Consider the following 25,190-nt stretch of genomic DNA (forward strand, 5'->3'; position numbering starts at 1 on the left):
GCTATAAATTATGCCGTTTCTCTTTTTGGTCTGTTTCCTAATGCCTTTTCGTATGCCTCTTTATCAGTTACCGGGTTAGGTATCAACAGTTCTTGTTTGTTATATACAAATTGTTTTCTTTGATAATCAGCTGGTGTAAAGGTTTCGCTGAGGTAAATCGCATCTTTAGGACAAGCCTCTTCACACAAACCACAAAAAATACAACGCAACATATTTATTTCATACTTAGCTGCGTATTTTTCTTCTTTGTAAAGATGTTCTTCACCAGGTAAACGTTCTGCCGCTTCCATAGTGATAGCTTCAGCAGGACAAGCAACTGCACACAACCCACAAGCAGTACAATTTTCTCTGCCCTCTGCATCTCTATTTAAAATGTGTAACCCTCTAAATACCGGACTAAACGGACGTTTTTGCTCCGGATACTGTACTGTTGGGTTTTTAGTAAAAATATGCTTAAACGTAATAAACATGCCTTTTGCTATGGCTGGCAAATACATACGCTCCAAAAAGTTCATTGGCCTGCGATCTACACTTCTAGCTTTATCAGTTAATGCTTGCATAATTTATAATGTTTGCAAAAATAGCGGTTTAATATGCTTATTTGCTTGCGTTTAAATTTTTATTTTCCGAAATATAATATACCTGCACCAGTAGCTAACATATTGAAAATAGCTAGTGGTATCAATATTCTCCAGCCTAGGTGCATAAGCTGATCGTACCTAAACCTTGGTATCGTCCAACGTACCCACATAAACACAAAAATGAAGAATATAATTTTTATTAATAATGTACCAACACCAATAAGTGCTAACCAATTGCCCATATCTGTAGCATGTGCAGCTTCATCAAAAAACGGTAAATCGTACCCACCAAAATATAAGCTTGCCATAACAGCACTGCTAATAAACATATTGATGTATTCAGCAAATAAGTAAAAACCTAATTTCATTGATGAGTACTCTGTGTGGTAACCACCAATTAATTCACTTTCAGCTTCTGCTAAATCAAAAGGTGTACGGTTACACTCAGCAAAAGCACAAATAATAAAAATTAAAAAACCGAGTGGTTGGTAAATAATGTTCCAATGGCCTGCTTGTTGTTGCTGCACCATATCTTTCAAACTCAACGAACCTGTTACCATTAATAATGCAATTAATGAAATACCCATAGCCAACTCGTAGCTAATAATTTGTGATGCTGCCCTTAAACCACCCATTAAAGAGTATTTGTTGTTACTAGCCCAGCTACCAATCATAATACCATACACCCCTAAACTCACTACACCAAACACATACAAAATTCCGATGTTAACATCTGCAATTTGTAGAGGAATGGTTCTGCCAAACAATTCAACAGTATCGCCCCATGGTATAACAGCACTTGTCATAATAGCGGTCATCATTGCTAATGCCGGGCCCATTATGAACAATAATTTTGATGAAAAGTTTGGAATAATTTCTTCTTTAAAAAATAGCTTTAAGCCATCGGCCAATGGTTGTAACATACCAAACGGACCTGCCCTGTTTGGCCCTGGTCTATCTTGCAACCAACCAGCTACTTTACGCTCAGCAAATGTAGTGTACATGGCTATTACCAATGAGCCCATTACTACAATTACAATGAGGGCTAATTTTTCTATTATTAATGCTAATTCTATTGATAAAAACATGATATATGAATAAGTTAAGCCGCTTTAATTATATTTATTTTGATCTTGGCATATTTTTGAAATCGGTAGAGTGCGCTGGGCCATTAATGTCGCTCAACTCTATATCTTTAGCATTTACTTCACTTACATCATGAATATCCATCAATAATTTTGGATTTCTACCACTTAATACTTTGCTAATCGTTTCAGTAGGTTTTACCAAAGTTTTGTATTTGTTAGCCCCAACTACAGAGTGACGACTGATGGTGGTAACACCTTCTACTGTCCAATCTGATGTTGATTTTTTATCGAAACGGCAGGTGTTACAAATCCACCCGGTTTTACCATCATAACTTTGTACTTCACCCCATTCATCTTTACGAGCCGTTACCCTAAACACTTCATCGCCACGTAACCACAATGTTGCTTTACCACAACATTTAGGGTTTTCACAATTACGATGTGCATCAACTGGTTTGGTGAACCAAACCCTATTTTTGAAACGGAACGTTTTATCGGTTAAAGCTCCTACTGGGCAAACATCAATCATGTTACCACTAAAATCGTTATCAATTGCTTTTGCAATGTAGGTTGAAATAGCTGCATGATCGCCTCTATCAACCACACCATGTACACGTTTTTCGGTAATTTGATCTGCAACATAAGTGCAACGGTAACATAAAATACAACGGGTCATGTGCAGTTGTATGTACGGACCTAAATCTTCTCTTTTAAATGTTCTACGAGCAAATTGGTAACGAGTACCAGCTTTGCCATGGTCGTACCCTAAATCTTGTAAATGGCATTCGCCAGCTTGGTCGCAAATAGGGCAATCTAATGGATGGTTTAAAAGCAAAAATTCCACTACGCCATTTCGTGCATCAACTACTTTTTCGCTGGTAATATTTTTTACGATCATACCATCCATAACAGTGGTACGACAACTTGCTACCAATTTTGGCATCGGCCTTGGGTCAGCCGTTGAACCGGCAGCCACTTCTACCAAACAAGTACGGCATTTACCACCACTACCCTGCAACTTGCTGTAATAGCACATAGCAGGTGGTGTAACATCACCTCCAATCATTCGAGCAGCATTGAGTATGGTTGTACCCGGCGCTACATCAACCGTAATATTATCAATCGTTACTTTAAAAGTTGCAGGCGGTGCTGCTTTTATTTCTTCTGCCATAATTTTATTTCAATTGAAAGTATACATTTTTTAATGGTCGATAATTTTAATGATGTATACTCACTATTATCATTTCTATTCCCCATTACTTTTAGGAAACACTGTTAAAAGTTATACTGCTACTGGTACATGAATAGGATCGGCATAATGCCTTAAACCATAATTTTCTGTTAAGCACAATTCAGGGTTTAACACATGCCATTCAAATTCATCTCTAAAATGCCTAATAGCTGCTGCAACAGGCCAAGCAGCTGCATCACCTAACGGACAAATTGTATTACCTTCAATTTTACGTTGAATATCCCACAACAAATCAATATCCTTCATTTCGCCTTTACCTGTATCAATTTTTTTCAAAATCTTTTCCATCCAACCTGTACCTTCTCGGCACGGACTGCATTGACCACAGCTTTCATGGCGATAAAAACGAGCTAATGTGTAGGTGTTTTTTACAATACACTGGTCTTCATCTAACACAATAAAACCGCCACTACCCAACATTGAACCTGTTGCAAAACCACCATCGCTCAAGCTTTCATAGTTCATTAATCGCTTTTCGCCTTTAGCAGTAGTTAATAATAAATTTGCAGGTAAAATAGGTACAGATGAGCCACCTGGTATACAAGCTTTCAAACGCTTACCGTTGGGTATACCGCCACAGTATTCGTCGCTGTAAATAAATTCTTCAACAGAAATGGTCATATCAATTTCATAAATACCCGGTTTATTGATGTTACCGCAAGCAGAAATTAATTTTGTACCTGTACTTCTGCCCACACCAATACTTGCATATGCTTCGCCACCTTCATTAATAATTGGCACAACCGCAGCAATGGTTTCAACATTGTTCACCACCGTTGGTCGTTCCCATAAACCTTTTACCGCAGGAAAAGGAGGTTTAATACGAGGGTTCCCTCTTTTACCTTCTAAACTTTCAATCAATGCTGTTTCTTCACCACAGATGTAAGCACCTGCACCACGTTGTACATATATTTCACAGTCGTAACCACTTCCTTGTATATTTTTACCTAGCCAACCATTTTGTTTGGCTTCATCAATAGCTGTTTCTAATATATTAGTGATCCATGCATATTCGCCTCTGATGTAGATGTAACTTACATTACTACCTAAAGCAAATGAAGACACAATCATTCCTTCAATTAAAATATGCGGAATAAATTCCATCAAATAGCGATCTTTAAAAGTACCTGGTTCGCTTTCATCAGCATTTACTACTAAGTGACGAGGCACCCCTTCTGGCTTCGCAATAAAGCTCCACTTCATACCGGTTGGGAAACCAGCACCGCCTCTACCTCTTAGGCCACTTTTTTTTACCTCTTCCACAATATCTTCTGGCTTCATTTTAAGTGCTTTCTCCACACTTGCATAACCGCCTTCTCTTCTGTACACGTCGAAATGACGAATACCTGGCACCTGCGCTTTTGCTAATAATAATTTTTTACTCATATGCTCAAATTCGCCGCAGCGAACGTTTTATTTTGAAAGTTATAAAAAACTATAGTTCTTTTTTATAATCGTGGTTAAACATCCAATGTACCCCAAACTGATCTTTTAACATACCAAACTTAGCACCCCAAAAAGTGTCTTGCAATGGCATGGTGATGGTTGCATTTTCTGATAAACGTTGAAATGTAGCATCAATATTTTCAACCTCATCAAAATTTAGCGACAAACTAACTTGATCACCTGAGTGTACTGTTACACCAGGCGGACAATCACTTACCATTATTTTTAAAGCACCTGCTTCTAAAACGGCATGTAAAATTTTATCTTTCATGTCATCATTATCAGCCATACCAGCACCACCAAAAGTTTGCGATGAGGTAATGGTACCGTTCAATGCTTTTTCATAGAAGGCTAATGCAGCAGCGGCATTGCCATTAAAATTTAAATATGGTATAATTGCTTCCATAATTTTTAAACTGCTACAGTTCCGTTTCTACATTCTTGAATTAAAGCATCAACCTTTTCTTTGGTTAAATGTTCTTTATAATAATCACCCAACTGTAACATAGGTGCATAACCACAAGCGCCTAAACATTCTACCGTTTTAAGGGTAAACATGTTGTCGGCTGTAGTTGCACCAACACCAATGTTTAATTTCTCTTTAATATAATCGATAATATCATCGCACCCATTGAGCATGCAAGGGCCCGTTTGGCATACTTCTAATAAATATTTACCAACAGGTTTTAAATTAAACATGCTATAAAAACTAGCTACTTCGTATACTTCAATAGGTTCTATATGTAACAACGAGGCTACATAATCCATCACTGGCACATCTAACCAACCACCAAAAGTTTTTTGAGCCAAATGCAATACTGGCAACAAAGCACTTTTTTGTTTCCCTTCTGGATAACGATCAACCAAACGTTTTACTTCGGCTAGTTGTTCAGTAGAAAATTTTATTTCCATTCTTTATTATTTATACAGCTATTGCTGTGGTATTATTATGCGTCTAATTCTCCTGCAATTAAGTTTAAGCTACTCATGGTGATGATGGCATCGCTCAACATACTGCCTTTTATTATTTCTGGATAAGCTTGGTAGTAAATAAAACATGGTCTGCGGAAATGCAAACGGTAAGGTGTTCTACCACCATCGCTTATTAAATAGAATCCTAATTCGCCATTACCACCTTCAACAGAATGGTATACTTCACCCACGGGCATTTCAGTTTCGCCCATGATGATTTTAAAATGGTAAATTAACGCTTCCATTTTTGTGTAAACATCAGCCTTTTTAGGAAGATAATATGCTGGTACATCTGCATGGTACACTTCTGCCTCAGCACCTTTAAATTCCTGCACTTTTTGGTAGGCTTGTTTAATGATTTCGATACTTTGCCACATTTCTTGGTTACGTACTAAGAAACGATCGTAACAATCGCCAGTAGTACCAACGGGAATGGTAAAATCAAAATCTTCGTAACTGCTGTAAGGGCTATGAATACGTACATCATAATCAACTCCCGATGCCCTTAAGTTAGGACCCGTAAAACCGTAATTCAAAGCTCTTTCGGCACTTATTGGTCCGCACCCAATGGTACGTTCCATAAAAATGCGGTTACGGGTTAAAAGGTTTTCAAACTCTTTTAATGTTTTTGGATATTCAGCTAAAAACTTTTCTAATTTTTCGAAAGCAGTATTGGTAAAATTTCTTTCGAAGCCACCAATACGACCAATGTTAGTGGTTAAACGAGAGCCACAAACTTCTTCATAAATTTCATAAATAAGCTCACGGTATTGCATTACATATAAAAACCCAGTAAAAGCGCCTGTATCAACACCTACAATTGAGTTACAAATGAGGTGATCGCTAATACGAGCCAACTCCATTATGATGATACGTAAATAATCAACCCTTTTAGGTGTTTGTACCCCCAATAATTTTTCGCAGGTTAAATGCCAACCCATGTTATTGATAGGGCTTGAGCAATAATTTAAACGATCTGTTAATGGGGTAATTTGGTATAATGGTCTACGTTCTGCAATTTTTTCAAATGCACGGTGAATGTAACCTACAGTTGAGGTTGCCTTCATGACACGTTCACCATCCATCTCCAAAATATTTTGGAAAACCCCGTGTGTAGCTGGGTGCGTAGGACCTAAGTTTAAGGTAGTGGTTTGCTTTTCTAAACTACCTTCTGGTAAAATGATATGTTCACTCATAAAATTTCCGCTCTGCGGAGCTTTTAGATGTTATTGATCAATACTGTTATTGTTATGATGCGTTCTTACAAAAAAATATACATCAAACATTTTTACGATACTAAAGCCTGATAAAATCAAAGCAAAAAAATAATCTTTTTTTAATGTGGATGTTATGGCCTTTTCCCACAAAAAAACTGTAAATATGATCCAAAATATGGCTCCCATAATTTTAATGGTAACGATATTATTTTGGATAAACTGTTTCATACTTACCTACCAAACATTTCATCATCTTTATCAATACGTGTTTGATCTTCTAAAGGAAACTCTTTACGTAAAGGGAAATAATCCATCTCATCTACATTCAAAATTCTGATGAGGTTTGGGTGCCCTACAAAGTTTACCCCGTAAAAATCAAAGGTTTCTCTTTCCATGAAATTTGCCGCTTCAAAAATAGCTGTTGCGGTAAAAACATCAGGTTGATTAATATCAGTAAACACTTTAAAACGCAAGCGTATATTATCTTTTAAGTTATGAAGATGGTATACAACTGCTAATTCAGCCCCTTTATTATCAGGATAATGTACGGCTTGCAAATCAGTTAAAAACCTAAATTGCAATGTATCATCATCATACAAAAAACGCATTATTTTTAAGTTCAACTCCTTAGGTGCTACAAATGTGAGCATACCGTAGGGCTGATCCCAATGGGTGAGCACATCACCAAATTTTTCTATAAGTTTTTGTTGTACTATTTCGTTTGTTAAAGCCATTATGCTAAAAATGTAATGTTGTGTTTATTGAATTCCATAACTACCTAATAACTCTTTGTATTGATCGCTTTGACGACGACGTAAGCTTTCATTATGTACAAGCTCTTGTATTTTTAATACGCCATCAATAATAGCTTCGGGCCTTGGTGGGCAACCTGGCACATATACATCTACCGGAATAACTTGGTCAATACCCTGTAATACACTGTAAGTATCAAACACACCACCGCTACTAGCACAAGCACCTACGGCCATAACCCAACGTGGTTCTGCCATTTGTAAATACACTTGGCGTAAAATAGGGCCCATTTTTTTAGAGATGGTACCCATTACCATTAACAAATCGCACTGACGAGGTGAAAAACTCATACGCTCAGAACCAAAACGTGCAATATCGTAATGACTAGCAGCTGTAGCCATAAACTCAATACCACAACAACTTGTAGCAAACGGTAATGGCCAAATAGAATTTTTACGAGCCAACCCTACCACTTTTTCAAAACTTGTAGCCATAAAACCTTCGCCCATGTACCCTTCAGGAATACCGGCGAATTTTTGGGTGTTATTAAATTGAACTGGACGAGACATATTTTTTTATTTAACAGCAACAAGGTTGCTTACGTTATACAGTTTTCAAATCAACACAAACCTTAATCTTCCCACTTTAAAGCACCTTTTTTAAAGATGTAAATAAAGCCAGCTAAAAAAGAACCTACAAACATTATAACAGCTAAAAAGGTGTGCCAACCCATTGCAGGGTCCTTAGCAAACTCCCTAAAATTAACTGCATAAGGGTAAAAGAAAATAACTTCTACATCAAACAACACAAACAAAATAGCAATTAAGAAGTACTTAATAGCCATTGGTTGACGGGCATTTCCTTTGATTTCAATTCCACTTTCAAAATTGACAAGCTTATCATCAGTTTTACGCTTTGGACCAAACCTGCTTGAAGCGATGATCATTGTAGCTACAAAACCAATTGCAAAAACAATTTGCAACAGAATTGGCAAGTAGTTAATTGTACCATTTTCAATAACCTTCAAAAAGAAAAAATGCATAAGTTACCCTTTAATGTCACAAAAATAAGTCAACTAAAACAATATACAATCGAACCAAATAATATAATCTAAAAAAAAGCTAATAATTGTTAGTTAACGACCAAAATAAATGCTATTTCATTGAGTATGAATGTAAAAAAAGGTTCCAACAAATGATGTTGGAACCTTAAATTTTATGGTTTCTTTTTAGAAATTACTTTTTTTTTGGCGTTGCAGGCTTAGCCGGTGTTGCCGGTTTAGCAGGCGTAGCAGGTTTTGTAGTTGCCGGCTTCGTTGTTGGTTTTGTAGCTGGCTTAGCGTTAGGGTCATTTGCTGTAACGAACTCCTTATTTTTTATTGATTGAGCATCGGTTGGGTCAACAGCTAAAGCTTTATCAGCATACTCAATAGCGGCTTTTTGATCTCTCTTAATATTATATGAATATTGCATCATAAAAGTATAAGCACCAACCAATTGATCTTTAATTTTTGATTTATCAGCAGCTTTTTCACCTATTTCAATTGCTTTTAGGTAAGATGATGCCGCTAAACCTGTTGTCATGGTTGAATCAATACCTGTATTAGCTTTTGCAATCATATAATAACCAAAAATTTCATCAGGATATTTTGCAGTGTATTTATTGAATACCGCAACAGATGAATCGAATTTGCCTGCACGGAAATAATCGTACCCAGCATTATACAAATCAACATTGCTGTAATTCTTTTTTACAGATAAAACTTGGTTGAACCATTTAGCTGACTCTCCAAAGTTTTTTTGTGCACGATAAGCATTGGCTAATAATTTCAAATAATTAACCTTGTTTGCTTCAATACTATCTAAAGCTACTGCCTTTTCAATGTAGCCAGCAGCTTGTGCTTCATTACCTGGGAACTTTAGTAACACCAATGCATAAGATGAATAGTCACCGCCAACAATTTTATCAGGCGCTTGTTTTGTAAAATACTCTTCATAACTAGCTTTTGCATTAATTGAATCGCCCAAACGGTTATACGCCAATGCTTTTACACCATACAAATTAGGGTAAACATTAGTACCTCCTGCGCTTATACATTCGTTTGCTTTTGCGATAGCATCAGCAAATTTACCTTGTGCATAAATTAAACTTGTTCTAAAATAACATGCTTTAGGGTCATCGTCAGAAGCTGCTAACCATTTATCTAAATACTCAGCACTTTTTGAAACGTTGGTTTCGTAATAGTAGTTAAACAATGTTTTATAAACTGGTGCATAATTAGCATCAGCAGCAATAGCATCATTAAAATACTTTGTGTATAAAGCTTCTTGAGCAACCCCTTGTGATTGGTATAAACGACCTGTACGATAAATAGCACGTGCATATTTTGGGTTAATATCTAACGCAGCTTGGTAGGCTTGTACAGCATTACCACCATCACCAATTTTTCTGTAAGCATCACCTAAATTAGCCCATACTTCAGGGTCTTTAAAACCTTTTAAGGTAGTAGCTTGTTTTAATTTATCGATTGCATAAGCAGCATCACCATTTTTAATTTCAGGATCGCTGTTAGGTGCACCTACTGCATTTAATACATCAATACGCTTGCCACCACTAAGTGAAATAGCTGTTTCAAAACGATTTTTTGCATCGGCAGTTTTGCCTTCTAATAGCTCAACATTACCCATACCTGCCAATAATAAAGGACTATTAGGTGTTGCTGCTAATTTTTGTTGGTACAAGGCTTTAGCTCCTGCAACATCTTCTAAACCTATCATGGCTTGTCCTAAATAATAGGCAGCTGTTTCATCATTAGCATTTGCTGCTGATAATTTTTGAAAAACATCTTTAGCACTTTTATACCTTTCATAATATAAAAATCGTTTACCATCATCAATACTTTGTGCCATGGCAGCGCCTGCAAAAAGTACGGTTACCATAACCATTACAATTGATTTCATCTTTGTCATTGTCTCAATTTTAATTTAGAACTACAATTTTAAATAAATACTTGCAATAAATACGAAAGAACTAATCTTTAGGCAATTCATTGTTTAATTTAATGTTACGTACTTCAAAGTCCATCATCGGACCAAGGTAACTTCTTCTAAAAATCAACTGCCCTCTTTCATATTTTAAAAATGATACAAAGCCTGCGCCCAAGCCTGTATAATTTTCTTTAATGATATAATACAAACCACGTACCAAAGGATACCTTCTATTTAAGATGGTTTCTTGTGATGGCATTACGTAAGGTTTATCATCGCAAACCTCACATTTAACGTAAGCAATTTTTACTTTTTTTAACATGGCTACTTGGTTTGGCTCCTCGGGATTACCTATTCTGTTAACACCAATAAAACCAATAGCATTTTCATGTGTAGCAACATATTCAACAACATCGTCACTGGTTTTAACAGCCCTCACTACGCTGGTATCAAAAGCTTTACCTTTTAATACAGAATCTTCAATAAAGCGAACCGTACTTGTTTTATTTAAACCATCAAATACCAACGTTTGTGCCTTGTTGAAGTTGCCAGTTAGTTGTTGTTGTAAACGCTCTAAAGTGAACAATGTATCGCTGCTGTTTTTATTAACTATTATAGCCACAGCATCGGCTGCTACTTGGTTCCAACCTGGGTTAAAACCAAGAGAGTCCATCATGTAACGTTCTTCTTTTGGCAACAAACCACGAGTAACAATTACCAACCGTGTAGCACTGTCTTTAAAAAAATCTTTTAAACAATCTGCCTCAGATTTAAAATGAGCAATAATTTTTGTACCTGGGTTTGAAGCTTGGTACATATCAATTTGTGCTTGCAAAACTGGCGCAAATGATTCATCAACACTAACATGTATGGTACCTAAAGTAGGCGTATCAGTTATTTTTTCAACCTGTTTTTTTTCGGCACAAGCAACCAACAACACTAAACATGTTATTGTAACAAAAACCAATTTATTTTTTATTAAAATATGCATGTTAATACTCCCTAAAATAATTTTTTTTATACCCTCTAAATATTCTGAATAAACCATAAATACAACAAACAACTCCAAAAACGGTAATCATGGTAGGGTCGTACTGGTTTATAAATTTTTCAGTACTTTTTATAGGAAAAAGAAAGAAACACCCTGCCCCAATAAGCAAAATCCCCATAACGTAGTTGGTTAAACTACGCATGCGAACTATTGCTTTTTCTCTATCTGATAATTCATTTGGTTCAAATTCTTCCAAAGCCATATATTTATTTTAAAGTTGGCAATTTAATAATAAAAATGCTACCATATTAATCTGTTGTACTAAACTTAACAGGTATGGTAAAATAAACAGATACATTTTCGCCTTTTGTTTTACCAGGTATCCATTGTGGCATTTTCTTTAAAACCCTTATTACTTCTTCGTTAAATGCTGCACCACCATCTTGCACCGTTTCAAATGATTTTAGAGCTCCATCATAACCTACAACAAACCTAATTTTAACGAAAACACTGCCACCTTCTTCAATATCTTGAGGATTTTTAAGATTTCTCTCTAAAAATTTCCGCAAAGCGTCATTACCACCAGGGTAAGTAGGCATAACTTCTGCGAAACTGCTCGGCGTAACCTTATCTACTTTTGTTGTTATTGTAACATCACCGTCTCCAGTTTTTACATCAGTAGGTGTAACAAACACATGTGTAGGTCCTTTTACAGTATTTGTTTTATCATCAATAGCGACAGAATCAACTAAATTGGCAATTTTATCTGCCTTATCATCTTTTGTAATGACAACATTATTTACAAATTTTTGTGACGGTTTTGCTGGTGATGTTGCTAATTTTTTATTTACAGTAGTTTGCTTTGGTGGTTTTGGCTCCAAAGGTTTATCAACTGGTGGTTTTGGTGCTGGTTTAATGATATATGGATCCGTTATAATTGATGGCAGCTTCACTTTATCTTTTTTTATGAGGGTAAATGAATACAACACAGCAACCATCATTAACATGCTCACCATGGCTATGCCTAAACGGTTGTTGTAAAACTTACGAAGTGCATAAGCGCCATAGGTTTTGTTTCTATTTTCAAAAATAATATCTAATACATCGGCTTGTAAAATTGTTTCGCTTTTCATTGTTTGTTTTTTTTAAAAGTTATTAAATGCAAGCGGCCGCTTTAGTAGTAAGATGCTGCTGATACAATAATTCCATAACAGCTGCCAATTATATAATGGTGGCACCAATCATAAAAACATCATATAGGCTTCATACATCCTAATTATATTTGCAATATGAAAGTGTTAATGGTATGCTTGGGTAATATTTGTAGAAGCCCATTGGCCGAAGGTGTTTTAAAAGACAAAGCAAAAAAACACCAACTAAATTGGGTGATTGAAAGTGCCGGTACTAATGGATTACACAATGGTGAAGCGCCGCACCCATTAAGCCAAAAAGTTGCCCTGCAACATGGCATTGATATTAGGGATCAAGTTAGTAGAAGATGTACTGCTACTGATTTTGATGTGTACGACAAAATTTATGTAATGGCTGATGATGTGATGCACCAGCTAAAACAAATTGCAGGAAAAAAATTTGATGTTAACAAGGTTGATTATTTTTTAAATGAATTACAGCCCAATAGCAATGCAGCAGTGCCCGACCCTTGGTATGGTAATGAAGATGGTTACATAAAAGTGTACGACATAATCAATAAAACCTGCGATGCCATCATCGAAAAATATAAATAAAATTAAAATCGTTTTAAATAGTACTGTATAATGACAAAGCCCAGTTTACCGCAAGGCACAAGAGATTTTGGAGCTGCCATTGTTTATAAAAGAAATTATATTTTAAATACCATACGTTCGGTATTTGAATTATATGGGTTTGAACCGCTAGAAACCCCTGCAATGGAAAACCTTGAAACACTAATGGGTAAATATGGTGAAGAAGGTGATAAACTCATTTTTAAAATACTTAACAATGGCTTAAGTGACCCTAAAAATATTGCCAAAGCACAAGATGGTTTTGAAAAATTATTAGAAGGTAAAAATACAGCCGCTCTTACGGAGAGGGCTTTAAAATACGACTTAACCATACCTTTTGCAAGATATGTAGCCATGAATGCTGGCTCACTTACGTTCCCTTTTAAACGTTACCAAATGCAACAAGTATGGCGTGCCGATAGGCCTCAAAAAGGCCGCTACCGTGAGTTTACACAATGCGATGCTGATGTAGTAGGAAGCCAATCATTAATAAACGAAGTGGATCTTTGCCATATTTACCACCATGTATTTAATAAACTAGGTTTAGTAAACTATACTTTAAAGGTTAATAGCAGAAAAGTTTTGGCAGCATTGGCCACCATTGCTGGTGGTGCTGATAAAATGATTGATATTACCACGGCTATTGACAAACTTGATAAAATAGGCATCGAAAAAGTAAAAATAGAATTACAAGAGAGGGGATTGAATGCAGCTGAAATTCAAACTATTGAAACGTATTTGAATATTGGAGGTAGTAATGAAGCCAAACTAGCAGCTATTTCAAAATTATTTGCAGATAATGAAATAGGGCAACAAGGTATTGCCGAACTTAATTATGTAATGCAACATTGTAAAGATGTACATATCAACATCGACCTTACCCTTGCCCGTGGCTTAAACTATTATACTGGTATTATATTAGAAGCCAAAGCCCCAGAAACTGTAAAAATGGGCAGTATCGGTGGTGGTGGTCGCTATGATGATTTAACGGGCTTGTTTGGCGTACCTAATATACCGGGTGTGGGTGTAAGCTTTGGTATTGATAGAATTTATGATGTTTTGGATGAACTACAACTTTTTCCTGCTACCATTGGTAATACCACCAAAGCTTTATTTTTTAACCTTGGCGATGCTGAAGCAAATGCAGCCCTAGGTTTAATGCAACAATTGCGAAACCAACATATTGCTTGTGAGCTATACCCAGAAAAAGTGAAACTTGATAAGCAGTTCAAATATGCTGATAAAAAGCAAATACCTTTTGCCATCATTATAGGTTCGCATGAACTAGAAAACCAAACATGCATGGTAAAAAACTTACAAAAAGGCGAACAAGTTGCAGTACCTTTTACAGCATTAACAAAATATTTCGAAACTAATATATAACCAAAAGGTTACTTCCGCTCAAAAAAAAGTATAAACAACAAAACTAAAAACTATGCACAAACGTATGCGCTCCTTTTCTATAATGGCTTTATTGGCTGTTGTAGTATTTTCATCTTGCTCAAAAACAAACAAACAAGGAAGGTATATTCCTAAAAATGCTGGTATTGTAATGCATATAGATGGTGCATCGCTCAATAGCAAATTACCTTGGGAAGAAATTAAAAAGAATGAAGGCTTTCAAAAAATGATTGCAGATTCAAACATTTCTGCTTTTTCAAAATCAATTTTAGATAATCCAGAAAACAGTGGTGTTAACACAAAAACTGATATCATCGCTTTTGTAGTAAAAGATTCTGTTGGCGGTTATGTTGCTTTTGAAGGTAGCATTACAGACGAAGTTAAGTTTAAAAAAATGCTGACTGAAGCTGCTAAAGATGCAAAAGAAAGTACTAAAGATGGTTTTACTTTTTCATCAACAGATAAAGGTGTAATTGCTTACAATAAAGAAAAATTTATTGCTACTATTAACACTCCAGAAATCAGTGCTATGGATGGTTATAAAGAAAAACCTACTGATAGCTTAGGTAACCCATTACCATCTACAACACCAACAAGAGATATGGCTGCGGCAACCACAGCTTTAATTAATTTAAAAGAAGATAATAGTTTGGCCGTTGATGAAAAGTTTACTGAACTTGTAAAAACAACTGGCGATATTCATTTTTGGTTGAATGCTGAACATTTTAACTCAGCTGGTGCTTTAGGTGCTGCAGCAACAATGATTAACCTAACCAAATTATATAAAGGTGCAATTACTGCTGCTACTTTAAATTTTGACAATGGTAAAATTGTAATTGATTCAAAATCGTACGGTGGTAAAGAATTAACTGACTTATATAAAAAATACAGCGGATCTGGTATTGATAAAAAAATGATCACCAGCATTCCATCACAAAACGTAGCAGGTTTATTTGCATTAAACTTTAAACCTGAAGGTGTAAAAGAATTTTTAAAATTACTCAACTTAGATGGTTTCTTAAACATTGGTTTAGCCCAAGCAGGATTAAACCTCGATGATTTTATTAAAGCCAATAAAGGTGATATTTTATTTGCAGTAACTGATTTAAAGCAAGACACTATTGGCAGACCAGATGCACAAGTATTATTTGCAGCATCAATTGGCGATAAAGCATCATTTAAAAAATTAATTGATGCAGGTAATAAATTAGGTGGTAGTATGTTAGGCGGCAGCGAATCAGAAAAAATTGTTTTTAATACTAATGACAATTACTTCGCAATATCTAACAGCAAAACCACTACAGATAGTTATTTAGCTGGTAAAGCATCATCAAACTTTAGTTTTTTTGATAAAATAAGTGAAGGCCCTATTGCTGGCTATGTAAATATTCAATACATATTAACCAGCATGAAACCATCAGCTACTTCTGACAGTTTAACTAAGGTAACCTATGATGAAAATGTAAAAATGTGGGATAATGTTATTATTAGCGGTGGTAATTTTAAAAGTGGCGGTTTAACCCAACACATTGAAATTAACTTACTCGATAAAAATACCAATAGCTTGAAACAATTAAATGGATATGCAAGCAAAATGTATGTTATAGAAGAAAAAAAGAAAGCACAATATGCAACCATGTGGAATGATAATGACGTTATAATGGATGCACCTGCTACAGATACAACTGTAACAACTATTAAATAACCATACTAATTTTTTATAAAGCCGTCATTTATGTGACGGCTTTTTTATTTTTGTTTATGCTTTTATCGTTAAAAAATATAGTACCACACCATCTTGAAAAAGAAAAGGTTGCAAATTCTGCAGTATGGAACAAAACCATTGATATTACAAAAGGCAACCGCATTCAATTGGTAGCACCTAGTGGTAGCGGCAAAACATCGTTAATGCATTTTATATACGGCCTACGTAGCGATTATGATGGTGATGTTTTATTTGAAAACGAATCGCTCAAAAATATACACCCTACAAAATTAGCAGCTATAAGAGCCAACAAAATGAGTGTTATTTTTCAAGATTTACGGCTGTTTAATGAATTTACGGTGTACGAAAACATTGCCATAAAAAAACAACTATCACCCTTTGCTGAAGCAATGCCTATTGAGGCTATGGCTGCAGCATTAGGTATTCAAAATAAACTATCACAAAAAGCCGGCACTTGTAGTTATGGCGAACAACAACGGGTTGCCATTATTAGAGCCTTGCAGCAACCTTTTGATATGATAATAATGGATGAACCTTTTAGTCATTTAGATGAAGCCAATAGCATAAAAGCAATGCAACTTATTGAGCATGCTGCTGAACAAAGAGGCGCTACAATTATTTTAGCAGACCTTGAACCTATTTCATTTTTTAAGGCCCATCAACAAATTCATCTTTAGTAATAAAGCAACCAACAAATGAGCAACAGTACTTCCACCATAAACTACAAAACCATTGCGCCTTATTTAAATACAGGCAGTAAAACATCCAAAATATTAAGTTATACAGGTCTTGCAGTAGGTGTGTTGTTGTTATTGTGTTGCGTTCAAATGTTTATCAACATTAATCAATTACTAAGAGATAAAAATCCTCGTAAAAATGGGTACGACTATATTTCTGTAACCAAAACTATTACCAACGAAAATATGGGTAAGGAAAATAGGTTTACAAAAGAGGACATCAACAACATCAAAAAACAACCGTTTATTGAAGATGCAGCACCATTACTCAGTAACCAATTTAGAGCCAAAGCTAGTGCTGGTGATATCATCCCGTTTAGTACTGATTTGTTTATTGAAGCTATTCAAGATGATTTTATAGATACCGTTCCACCTTCGTTTACTTGGCAACCAGGTCAAGTTGATGTACCCATTATTTTTTCAGCAGATTTTTTAGAGATGTACAATGTGTTTGCACCGGCGCAAGACTTACCACAATTATCATCTGGCAGTATTGGCGCTATCAATATTTTTTTAGAGTGCACAGCACCCGATGGTACCAAGCAAACTTTTAAAGGACATATAGTTGCAGTAAGTGATAGAATTAACTCTTTTTTAGTGCCACAAAGTTTTTTAAACTGGGGCAATAAAATGTTTAGCACAGTGCCAGAGCAGCCGGCAGCAAGGGTATACATAAAAACGACCGATGCCAATAGTGCTGAGTTATTGAACTTTCTTGCACAAAATAACTACCATGTAAATAAGGATAAAACAAAATTTGGGCGCATTAAAACCACCTTACAAGCCATTGTAGCTGGCCTTGGAGGGTTAGCGGTGTTGGTGGTGTTATTATCAATATTGTTGTTTTCATTTTACTTACAATTAATGATCAGTAAAAGCAAACAAAACTTGCAACTATTGCTGCAGCTAGGGTATGCACCTATATGGCTGAGTAAAACTGTTGCTAAAAAATGGATACCCGTTTTCGCATTTATTATTGGCAGTGCATTCATAGCAACGAGTATTTTTCAATATTTATTTCAACAAAACTTTGCAGCAGGCAAAGAAGTGTTAAGTGCTTTTGTACACCCTTATGTGATAGTGTTAACCATACTTTTATACGCTGTTAGTATTTGGGCCAACTTTAGCTTAATCAAAAAACAATTGTACCAATTATAAATTTATACAATGTTTTCATAAATGATGGCAGCACCTTGTCCTACACCAATACACATGGTAGCTAACCCATATTTACTTTTTCGCTTTTGCATTTCGTGTAATAAGGTGGTACTAATGCGAACGCCACTACAGCCTAATGGGTGCCCAATAGCAATTGCACCACCATTCACATTTACTTTAGCAGCATCAATACCTAACTCTTTTATACAAGCTAAGCTTTGAGATGCGAATGCTTCGTTTAATTCAGCAATATCAATATCCGCAATAGTGAGCCCTGCTCTTGACAAAGCTTTTTGTGTAGCAGGCACCGGGCCAATACCCATTACAGAGGGTTCAACACCTGCTACAGCCATGCTTACAATTTTAGCTATTGGCTTTAATTGGTATTGCTCCACAGCTGCGGCAGATGCTAATAACATAGCTGCAGCACCATCGTTAATACCACTACTATTACCTGCTGTTACGGTACCATCTTTAATAAAAGCAGGTTTTAAAGTGGCTAATTTTTCTGCTGATGATAAACGTGGGTGTTCATCTTTATCAAACACAACGGTCGATTTACCTTGTACAACATTTACAGGTATTATTTCATTTGCAAAAGCACCAGCTTGGTGTGCTGCCTCATACTTAGCTTGACTTTCAACCGCAAATTGATCTTGTGCAGTCCTACTAATATTCCATTGTTTGGCAACATTTTCAGCGGTTTCACCCATAGTGTAGGGGTAATATAAATCGCTTAGTTGGCTGTTTATAAAACGCCAGCCCATGGTGGTATCAAAAATCTGTGCATTTCTATCAAAGGCGCTGGTGCTTTTTGGCATTACAAACGGAGCCCTACTCATACTCTCCACACCACCTGCAATCATTAATTCGGCATCGCCACATGCAATGGCACGAGCACTATCCATTATTGCTTGTAAACCACTAGCACATAACCTATTAACCGTGTTACCTGCAACTGTTACCGGCAAACCAGCCAATAATGCCGCCATACGAGCCACATTCCTATTATCTTCACCAGCTTGGTTGGCAGCGCCTGCAATAACATCTTCAATAGCGTTTACATCAATGGCTTCATTACGTTTTACCAATGCTTCAATTACTAAAGCCAGCATATCATCTGGCCTAACAGTGGCTAATGTGCCACCATATTTTCCTATAGGTGTTCGTACAGCATCAATAATATATACTGGTTGCATAGTCGTAATAATTTTAAAGTGTATCGCTTTTTTAAGAAATGCAAAGAAACAAATAAATTTTGGCAGCAGGTAATATTACAACCAAGCACTTGCAAAAGCTTGTAAAATGTTTGAATTATCTTTGCAATATGGCAGAAAAAGTAAACATACGTGATTTTGATTTAGCAGGCTTAAAAGCATATTTCGAAAAAATTGGCGATAAAAAATTTAGGGCTATTCAAACTTATGAGTGGTTATGGAAAAAAAATGCCCGAAGTTTTGATGAAATGAGCAACCTTTCAATAGAGTTGCGTAATAAATTAAAAGAAGAATTTAGTTTACCTGCCGTAAGTATTGATGCTACTCAACATAGTATGGATGGTACTTTAAAGTCACGTTTTAAAACACACGATGGGCATTTAATTGAAGGCGTTGTAATACCAACAGAAAAAAGAAATACGGCTTGTGTGTCATCGCAAATAGGTTGTAGTTTGGCTTGTGCCTTTTGTGCCACTGGCAAAATGGATCGTAAACGCAATTTAACGTTTGATGAAATTTACGATCAAGTAGCGTTGCTAAATGAGCAAAGCGAAAAAATGTACGGTACCAAACTTTCAAACATAGTTTACATGGGTATGGGTGAGCCGCTATTAAACTATAAAAACGTTTTAAAGTCAATAGAAAAAATAACTGCAAGCGACAGCATGGGTATGAGCCCTAAACGTATTACTGTATCAACTGCAGGTGTAGCAAAAATGATTAAACAATTGGGCGACGATAATGTACGTTTTAATTTAGCCGTATCGTTACATGCGGCTACTGATGAAAAACGTGATAAAATTATGGCCATCAATGAAAGCAACAATATTGCTGCATTGGTGGAAGCGCTGAACTATTTTTATGATAAAACTAAAAATGATATTACCCTCGAATATGTTTTATTGAAAGGAGAAAATGATACATTAGAAGATGCGGCTGAACTAGTAAAAATTTATAGAAAAATACCTACGCACCTCATTAATGTTATTGAGTACAACAGTGTATTAGGTATTGATTTTGAAAAATCTGATGAGGATAGTACACAAATTTTTACTGACTATTTAGTACAACATAAAGTAAATGTAAGAATACGCCGTAGCAGGGGTAAAGATATTGATGCTGCTTGCGGACAATTGGCCAATAAAGATAAATAGTTACTTATTATGAAACAATTGATTGCATTATTAATCATAAGTTGTATTTATGGCAAAACAATAGCGCAGGTTGATCGTACACCCACACCATCTAACAAAAATGAAAATAATAAAAATGATGGCATTATAGCCGTATTGAAAAACCTCAACCTCAGCAAAGAACAAGCTGCTCAATTAAAATTATTAAGAGAAAACATGTTAGATAGTATAGATGCTATTAACAACAACGCTACTTTAACTGCTCAACAAAAAAGAAGAAATATTTTACAAGCAAGGCTAGCTCAAAAAAAAGCAATTGATACTATTTTAACGCCTGATCAGTTGCTTATTTTCAACAAATCAATACAACAGCAACTAAAAGCTAGCAATAAATCAACACCAGGTATTAATGAATAAAATGCTTTAACGTTTTGTTGATTAAACTTTGTTTTCCGCTAATGGTCTATGATGCATAACAATAAAAAATAAAGACCATGAAAAAATTATTAGCATTATCATTTGTAGCATCTATATTTTGTTTCGCTGCAAACGCCCAAACAGAAAGAGCAGCAACACCTTCGCAAACTACTGAACGCCAAAAGGGCAAAAGAGAGAAAGGTAAAATGATGAAAGAATTAAATCTTTCCAAAGAACAACAAGCAAAAATGAAAACCAACAGACAAGAAATGAAGGCGAAAAAAGATGCTTTAAAAGCGCAGGATAATATTACAGTGAAAGAAATGAGGGAAAAACAAGCAGCTATTCGTGAAGAAGAAAAAGCAAAAATGGATGCTGTTTTAAATGCTGACCAAAAAGCGAAAATGGAAGAATTTAAGAAAAATCGTAAAGAAGGTAGAAAGGGTAGAAAAGCCATCAAAAAATAGTTTTTTTTAGTTTTGGTTTAACTATAAAAGGGATGTATTCAGTAACATGAATGCATCCCTTTTGTGTTACAAAGGCCACCAAACGGCGTTTTATCAATAAAAAAAATTACTTTTGCAATTCATCTACTGTTGAAAAACAGCATTAAATACAAATAAAATGAGTCAGGACGCATTTCGCAAGTTCATTAATCCCAAAAAGAACAGCGTAGTAAAAGAAGAAATTAGGCAAGAAAAAAAATTAGCCCGTCAAGAAAAAAGAGCCTTCTTCGAAAAAAAGAAAGAAGAAGAATACAAAGCTCGTCAAATTAAAAAAGGCATCATCGTAAAAGAAAAAGCACCAACGACCAAAGCTGGCAAAGAGGCCGCTAAAGTTGCTGCAAGCAAGCAAATTACCACTGATGTTGCCATGCCCTTAAACAAGTTTTTAGCACACTGTGGCATTTGTTCACGTAGAGATGCTATTGCTATTATTGCTGAAAATAATGTGAAGGTTAATGGCGTAATTGTAACAGAGCCGGGGTATAAAGTACAACCAACCGATGAAGTTATTTACAATGGTAAAAAATTATTCATCACTAAAAACTTGGTATACATTTTACTCAACAAGCCCAAAGATTATATTACTACTACTGATGACCCACAAGGCAGAAAAACAGTATTAGAACTCATAAAACAGGCCACCAATGAAAGGGTGTACCCTATTGGTCGTTTAGATAGAAATACATCAGGTGTTTTGTTATTAACCAACGATGGTGATTTAACACAAAAACTATCGCACCCAAGCTACCAAATCACTAAAATTTACGAAGTAAAATTAGACAAGCCTTTAACCAAAACTGATTTTGATAAAGTTGTAAACGGGTTAATTTTAGAAGATGGACCTGTAGTGGTAGATAGTTTGGCTTACGCTGATGCAAAAGACAAATCAATTATTGGTATAGAAATACATAGTGGTCGCAACCGTATTGTACGCCGCATTTTTGAAAGTATGGGTTACGATGTAAAAGCCTTAGACAGGGTAATGTATGCAGGCTTAACCAAAAAAAATGTAGAAAGAAGTAAATGGCGTTATTTGAGTGATAAAGAAATTAGATTGCTTAAATACATGAACGAATCTAAAGGTAAGGCTGCAAAAAATAAAACCAATACAACACCAGCTGCAACAACAGTTGTTAAAAAAACACCAGTTAAAAAAGGCAGCGATTATACCGAAGCTGAAATTGCAGAAGCTTTAGGAGCGCCTATTACACCTGCTCCCAAAAAACATCATTTTGTTAAGGTAGAAGGCCCTAAAAAACCACGTAAGTTTAAAACACACTCAGAAAAAAAAGCAAGTAAAAAGTAAAATTTTGGCAAAAAGTAAATTTGAAATCATTTTTGAGAATGATGATTTTGTTGCTGTGAATAAACCAGGAGGTATGCTAACTATACCTGATAGGGAACAAACTGAAAAATCATTAAAAGAATATTTAACTGATAAGTACCAACAAATATTTACCGTACACAGGTTAGATAAAGATACTAGCGGACTCATTTTATTTGCTAAAACAGATGTTGTCCATAAATACTTGTGTAAAATTTTTGAAGATAGACAAGTAGAAAAATACTACTTAGGTGTAGTGATGGGCGCCCCAATTGACGATGAAGGAATAATTGATGCTCCCATAACGGAGCATCTTACCAAAAAAGGCAGTATGACGGTACACCGCAGTGGTAAAGCCTCACAAACAGGCTATAGCGTTATGGAGCGAAATCAACATTTTTCATTAGTATCGTTTAGGTTATTTACAGGTCGTACACACCAAATTAGGGTGCATTGCAAACATATTGGTCACCCTTTAGCATGCGACCCTTTGTATGGTGATGGTAAACAAGTTTTGCTATCAAGTGTAAAGAAAAAATTTAAACTTAGTAAGCATGATGAGGAAGAAAGGCCCATCATTAACAGACTAGCATTGCACTCATATAAACTTGTATTTACTGATTTACATGGTCAATTGCACACATTAGAAGCACCAGCACCAAAAGAGTTTAGGGCATTAATGCAACAATTAAAAAAAGGATAATACTAAAAAGCGCCCATTTTACTGGGCGCTTTTTTTTAAAATAAACCATCAACAGATAAATAACGTTCACCAGTATCATAATTAAACGTAAGTATAGTTGCACCTTTAGGTATATCTATCAACTTTTTTGCAACGGCTGCCAACGAAGCACCTGATGATACACCCATAAAAATACCTTCTTCTTTAGCTGCACGTAAAGCGTAAGCGTAGGCTTCATCTTTCTCAACTGTAATAACACCATCTAAAATAGCTCTATTTAACACTGATGGTATAAAGTTAGCCCCCAAACCCTGTAGTGGGTGAGGCCCCGGAGCACCACCACTCAATAAGGGCGATAAGGCTGGCTCAACTGCAAATACTTTTAATTGAGGAAAATGTTGTTTCAATACTTCGGCAACGCCAGTTATATGTCCGCCAGTACCTACACCTGTAATTATATAATCGAGCCCATCTTTAAAATCGTTTAATATTTCAATAGCGGTGGTTTTACGGTGTATATCACTATTGGCTGGGTTATCAAATTGCTTCGGTATCCAAGCATGCGGTGTTGTAGCAGCAAGTTCATTGGCAGCATCTACTGCACCCTTCATACCTTTTTCTCTTGGCGTTAATACAAAAGTAGCACCATAGGCTTGCATAATTTTTCTACGTTCAATACTCATACTTTCGGGCATCACTAAAATCAATTTATACCCTTTTACAGCAGCCACTAAAGCCAAGCCAATACCGGTATTACCACTCGTAGGTTCAATAATTACACTTTCTTTATGCAATAATCCTTTTGCTTCTGCATCTTCAATCATAGCTAATGCAATTCTATCTTTTATACTAGCGCCAGGGTTTTGTTTTTCTAATTTTATATAAACGTTATAATCATCACCAAAAATTTTATTAATTTTTACGTGGGGCGTATGGCCAATGGTAGCTAAAATATTATTTACTTTCATGGTTGTTATTTTAAATTACAAAATTGAATGTTTCTGTTATGGGGCGATTATCTCTTACTTTAATTTCATTTTTTTGATAAACAACTGAATATGGGGGAACGCTATAAGTAAGCCACACGTTGCCGCCAATTACACTATTGTTACCTATTACAGTTTCGCCACCTAAAATGGTTGCTCCTGCATAAATAATCACATCATCTTCAATAGTAGGATGCCTTTTTATACTTGCCATTGCTTTTGATACATTAATAGCCCCTAGTGTTACCCCTTGATAAATTTTTACATTATTACCTATAACCGTGGTGGCTCCAATTACAATACCCGTACCATGGTCAATAAAAAAAGATTGACCAATACTTGCTGCTGGGTGAATATCAATACCCGTTTTACTATGTGCATGTGTTGACCATAACCGTGGTAAAATTGGTACACCTTGCAGTTGTAATTGGTGCGCAAACCTATAAATAGCTACAGCATAAAAACCAGGGTAAGCCAATAATACCTCTTTCAACGAAATTGCAGCTGGGTCAAAATTTAGAACAGATTCAGCATCTTGCAACAGGGCCTCGTAAATATTGGGAATACTATTAAAAAATGTAGTCTGTTGTTGATGAATGGTTGCTTCATCAGTTAATACTGATTGTAATAATGGTAAAAAATCAGCTTGAAGGGCTGTATAGGTTTCATGTATTGTTGCGGTGGAGTGTACGTTATAAATCTGTGGAGTGAATAGCCAATTGTACAATGCATCAATAAAAATTGCTGCATTTATTTTATTAGGGTAATTGGTTTCTGCACTTGTATGTTGCATCATTAACTTTTGTAAAAATTCAATTTCATTTAAAGGCATACCCTATTTTTATATTGTTCA

The 25,190-nt window shown here is 35.6% G+C and carries 28 protein-coding genes; 10 read left to right on the forward strand and 18 right to left on the reverse strand.

What is annotated here, in order from left to right:
- Positions 1-8 precede the first annotated feature (8 nt).
- The 15 genes from nuoI to ACFOWM_RS05765 all read right to left on the reverse strand — a co-directional run bounded on the left by nuoI (position 9) and on the right by ACFOWM_RS05765 (position 12,420).
- The gene (gene nuoI / locus ACFOWM_RS05695; protein ID WP_379707718.1) at positions 9-560 is read right to left on the reverse strand and encodes an NADH-quinone oxidoreductase subunit NuoI; all 552 of its coding nucleotides are present in this window, start codon (positions 558-560) and stop codon (positions 9-11) included.
- Positions 561-619: 59 nt separating this feature from the next.
- The gene (gene nuoH, locus ACFOWM_RS05700) at positions 620-1,669 is read right to left on the reverse strand and encodes an NADH-quinone oxidoreductase subunit NuoH (RefSeq protein WP_379707719.1); all 1,050 of its coding nucleotides are present in this window, start codon (positions 1,667-1,669) and stop codon (positions 620-622) included.
- Positions 1,670-1,703: 34 nt separating this feature from the next.
- Positions 1,704-2,840, reverse strand: coding sequence for a 2Fe-2S iron-sulfur cluster-binding protein (locus ACFOWM_RS05705; RefSeq protein ID WP_379707720.1), 1,137 nt, complete (start codon positions 2,838-2,840; stop codon positions 1,704-1,706).
- A 111-nt stretch (positions 2,841-2,951) separates the two neighbouring features.
- Positions 2,952-4,307, reverse strand: a complete 1,356-nt coding sequence (nuoF, locus tag ACFOWM_RS05710; protein ID WP_379707721.1) for an NADH-quinone oxidoreductase subunit NuoF — start codon at positions 4,305-4,307, stop codon at positions 2,952-2,954.
- Between the two features lie 49 nt (positions 4,308-4,356).
- Positions 4,357-4,773 carry a VOC family protein gene (locus ACFOWM_RS05715; protein ID WP_379707722.1) on the reverse strand — a complete coding sequence of 139 codons (417 nt, stop codon included), beginning with the start codon at positions 4,771-4,773 and terminating at the stop codon, positions 4,357-4,359.
- 5 nt (positions 4,774-4,778) lie between these two features.
- Positions 4,779-5,279 carry an NADH-quinone oxidoreductase subunit NuoE family protein gene (locus ACFOWM_RS05720; RefSeq protein WP_379707723.1) on the reverse strand — a complete coding sequence of 167 codons (501 nt, stop codon included), beginning with the start codon at positions 5,277-5,279 and terminating at the stop codon, positions 4,779-4,781.
- 35 nt (positions 5,280-5,314) lie between these two features.
- A complete protein-coding gene (locus tag ACFOWM_RS05725; RefSeq protein WP_379707724.1) occupies positions 5,315-6,535 on the reverse strand; it encodes an NADH-quinone oxidoreductase subunit D in 1,221 nt (406 codons plus the stop codon).
- 30 nt (positions 6,536-6,565) lie between these two features.
- Positions 6,566-6,784 carry a hypothetical protein gene (locus ACFOWM_RS05730; protein ID WP_379707725.1) on the reverse strand — a complete coding sequence of 73 codons (219 nt, stop codon included), beginning with the start codon at positions 6,782-6,784 and terminating at the stop codon, positions 6,566-6,568.
- Positions 6,785-6,786: 2 nt separating this feature from the next.
- On the reverse strand, positions 6,787-7,290 hold the full coding sequence (locus ACFOWM_RS05735; protein WP_379707726.1) for an NADH-quinone oxidoreductase subunit C: 504 nt from the start codon (positions 7,288-7,290) through the stop codon (positions 6,787-6,789).
- A gap of 24 nt (positions 7,291-7,314) precedes the next feature.
- The gene (locus ACFOWM_RS05740; protein ID WP_449267374.1) at positions 7,315-7,878 is read right to left on the reverse strand and encodes an NADH-quinone oxidoreductase subunit B; all 564 of its coding nucleotides are present in this window, start codon (positions 7,876-7,878) and stop codon (positions 7,315-7,317) included.
- A gap of 62 nt (positions 7,879-7,940) precedes the next feature.
- Positions 7,941-8,351: an NADH-quinone oxidoreductase subunit A gene (locus ACFOWM_RS05745; protein WP_379707727.1), complete on the reverse strand. Its 411-nt coding sequence runs from the start codon at positions 8,349-8,351 to the stop codon at positions 7,941-7,943.
- Positions 8,352-8,544: 193 nt separating this feature from the next.
- Complete coding sequence (locus tag ACFOWM_RS05750) at positions 8,545-10,278, reverse strand: tetratricopeptide repeat protein (protein WP_379707729.1); 1,734 nt, start codon at positions 10,276-10,278, stop codon at positions 8,545-8,547.
- A 61-nt stretch (positions 10,279-10,339) separates the two neighbouring features.
- On the reverse strand, positions 10,340-11,287 hold the full coding sequence (locus tag ACFOWM_RS05755) for a PstS family phosphate ABC transporter substrate-binding protein (protein WP_379707730.1): 948 nt from the start codon (positions 11,285-11,287) through the stop codon (positions 10,340-10,342).
- Position 11,288: 1 nt separating this feature from the next.
- Positions 11,289-11,549 carry a hypothetical protein gene (locus ACFOWM_RS05760; RefSeq protein WP_379707731.1) on the reverse strand — a complete coding sequence of 87 codons (261 nt, stop codon included), beginning with the start codon at positions 11,547-11,549 and terminating at the stop codon, positions 11,289-11,291.
- Positions 11,550-11,595: 46 nt separating this feature from the next.
- A complete protein-coding gene (locus ACFOWM_RS05765; RefSeq protein WP_379707732.1) occupies positions 11,596-12,420 on the reverse strand; it encodes an energy transducer TonB in 825 nt (274 codons plus the stop codon).
- A gap of 156 nt (positions 12,421-12,576) precedes the next feature.
- Here ACFOWM_RS05765 and ACFOWM_RS05770 point away from each other — a divergent pair, with 156 nt between their 5' ends.
- From ACFOWM_RS05770 to ACFOWM_RS05790, 5 genes are read left to right on the forward strand one after another with little or no spacing between them, the layout of a single operon-like run.
- Positions 12,577-13,032 carry a low molecular weight protein-tyrosine-phosphatase gene (locus ACFOWM_RS05770; protein ID WP_379707733.1) on the forward strand — a complete coding sequence of 152 codons (456 nt, stop codon included), beginning with the start codon at positions 12,577-12,579 and terminating at the stop codon, positions 13,030-13,032.
- A gap of 30 nt (positions 13,033-13,062) precedes the next feature.
- A complete protein-coding gene (hisS, locus tag ACFOWM_RS05775; RefSeq protein WP_379707735.1) occupies positions 13,063-14,433 on the forward strand; it encodes a histidine--tRNA ligase in 1,371 nt (456 codons plus the stop codon).
- 52 nt (positions 14,434-14,485) lie between these two features.
- Positions 14,486-16,156, forward strand: a complete 1,671-nt coding sequence (locus tag ACFOWM_RS05780; RefSeq protein ID WP_379707736.1) for a DUF4836 family protein — start codon at positions 14,486-14,488, stop codon at positions 16,154-16,156.
- A gap of 56 nt (positions 16,157-16,212) precedes the next feature.
- On the forward strand, positions 16,213-16,854 hold the full coding sequence (locus ACFOWM_RS05785) for an ATP-binding cassette domain-containing protein (RefSeq protein ID WP_379707737.1): 642 nt from the start codon (positions 16,213-16,215) through the stop codon (positions 16,852-16,854).
- 18 nt (positions 16,855-16,872) lie between these two features.
- Positions 16,873-18,072, forward strand: a complete 1,200-nt coding sequence (locus ACFOWM_RS05790; protein ID WP_379707738.1) for a hypothetical protein — start codon at positions 16,873-16,875, stop codon at positions 18,070-18,072.
- 2 nt (positions 18,073-18,074) lie between these two features.
- Here ACFOWM_RS05790 and ACFOWM_RS05795 read toward each other — a convergent pair whose 3' ends face one another.
- The gene (locus ACFOWM_RS05795; protein WP_379707739.1) at positions 18,075-19,271 is read right to left on the reverse strand and encodes an acetyl-CoA C-acyltransferase; all 1,197 of its coding nucleotides are present in this window, start codon (positions 19,269-19,271) and stop codon (positions 18,075-18,077) included.
- Between the two features lie 128 nt (positions 19,272-19,399).
- On the opposite strand from ACFOWM_RS05795, the gene rlmN reads away from it, so the two are divergent.
- The 5 genes from rlmN (at position 19,400) to ACFOWM_RS05820 (ending at position 23,372) form a co-directional block, all read left to right on the forward strand.
- Complete coding sequence (gene rlmN, locus ACFOWM_RS05800) at positions 19,400-20,443, forward strand: 23S rRNA (adenine(2503)-C(2))-methyltransferase RlmN (RefSeq protein WP_379707740.1); 1,044 nt, start codon at positions 19,400-19,402, stop codon at positions 20,441-20,443.
- A gap of 9 nt (positions 20,444-20,452) precedes the next feature.
- Positions 20,453-20,839: a hypothetical protein gene (locus ACFOWM_RS05805; RefSeq protein ID WP_379707741.1), complete on the forward strand. Its 387-nt coding sequence runs from the start codon at positions 20,453-20,455 to the stop codon at positions 20,837-20,839.
- A 77-nt stretch (positions 20,840-20,916) separates the two neighbouring features.
- Positions 20,917-21,306, forward strand: a complete 390-nt coding sequence (locus ACFOWM_RS05810; protein ID WP_379707743.1) for a hypothetical protein — start codon at positions 20,917-20,919, stop codon at positions 21,304-21,306.
- A gap of 157 nt (positions 21,307-21,463) precedes the next feature.
- Entirely contained in the window at positions 21,464-22,651 is a 1,188-nt protein-coding gene (locus tag ACFOWM_RS05815) for a pseudouridine synthase (protein ID WP_379707744.1), read from the forward strand.
- A gap of 4 nt (positions 22,652-22,655) precedes the next feature.
- Positions 22,656-23,372: an RluA family pseudouridine synthase gene (locus ACFOWM_RS05820; RefSeq protein WP_379707745.1), complete on the forward strand. Its 717-nt coding sequence runs from the start codon at positions 22,656-22,658 to the stop codon at positions 23,370-23,372.
- A 35-nt stretch (positions 23,373-23,407) separates the two neighbouring features.
- Here the strand turns inward: ACFOWM_RS05820 and cysK are convergent, their stop codons facing one another.
- Positions 23,408-24,319 carry a cysteine synthase A gene (cysK, locus tag ACFOWM_RS05825; RefSeq protein ID WP_379707746.1) on the reverse strand — a complete coding sequence of 304 codons (912 nt, stop codon included), beginning with the start codon at positions 24,317-24,319 and terminating at the stop codon, positions 23,408-23,410.
- A 10-nt stretch (positions 24,320-24,329) separates the two neighbouring features.
- The gene (locus tag ACFOWM_RS05830) at positions 24,330-25,169 is read right to left on the reverse strand and encodes a serine O-acetyltransferase (RefSeq protein WP_379707747.1); all 840 of its coding nucleotides are present in this window, start codon (positions 25,167-25,169) and stop codon (positions 24,330-24,332) included.
- Between the last annotated feature and the right edge of the window lie 21 nt (positions 25,170-25,190).

This window comes from Ferruginibacter yonginensis (assembly GCF_042651465.1).
In the GTDB taxonomy this organism is placed as follows: Bacteria; Bacteroidota; Bacteroidia; order Chitinophagales; family Chitinophagaceae; genus Ferruginibacter; species Ferruginibacter yonginensis.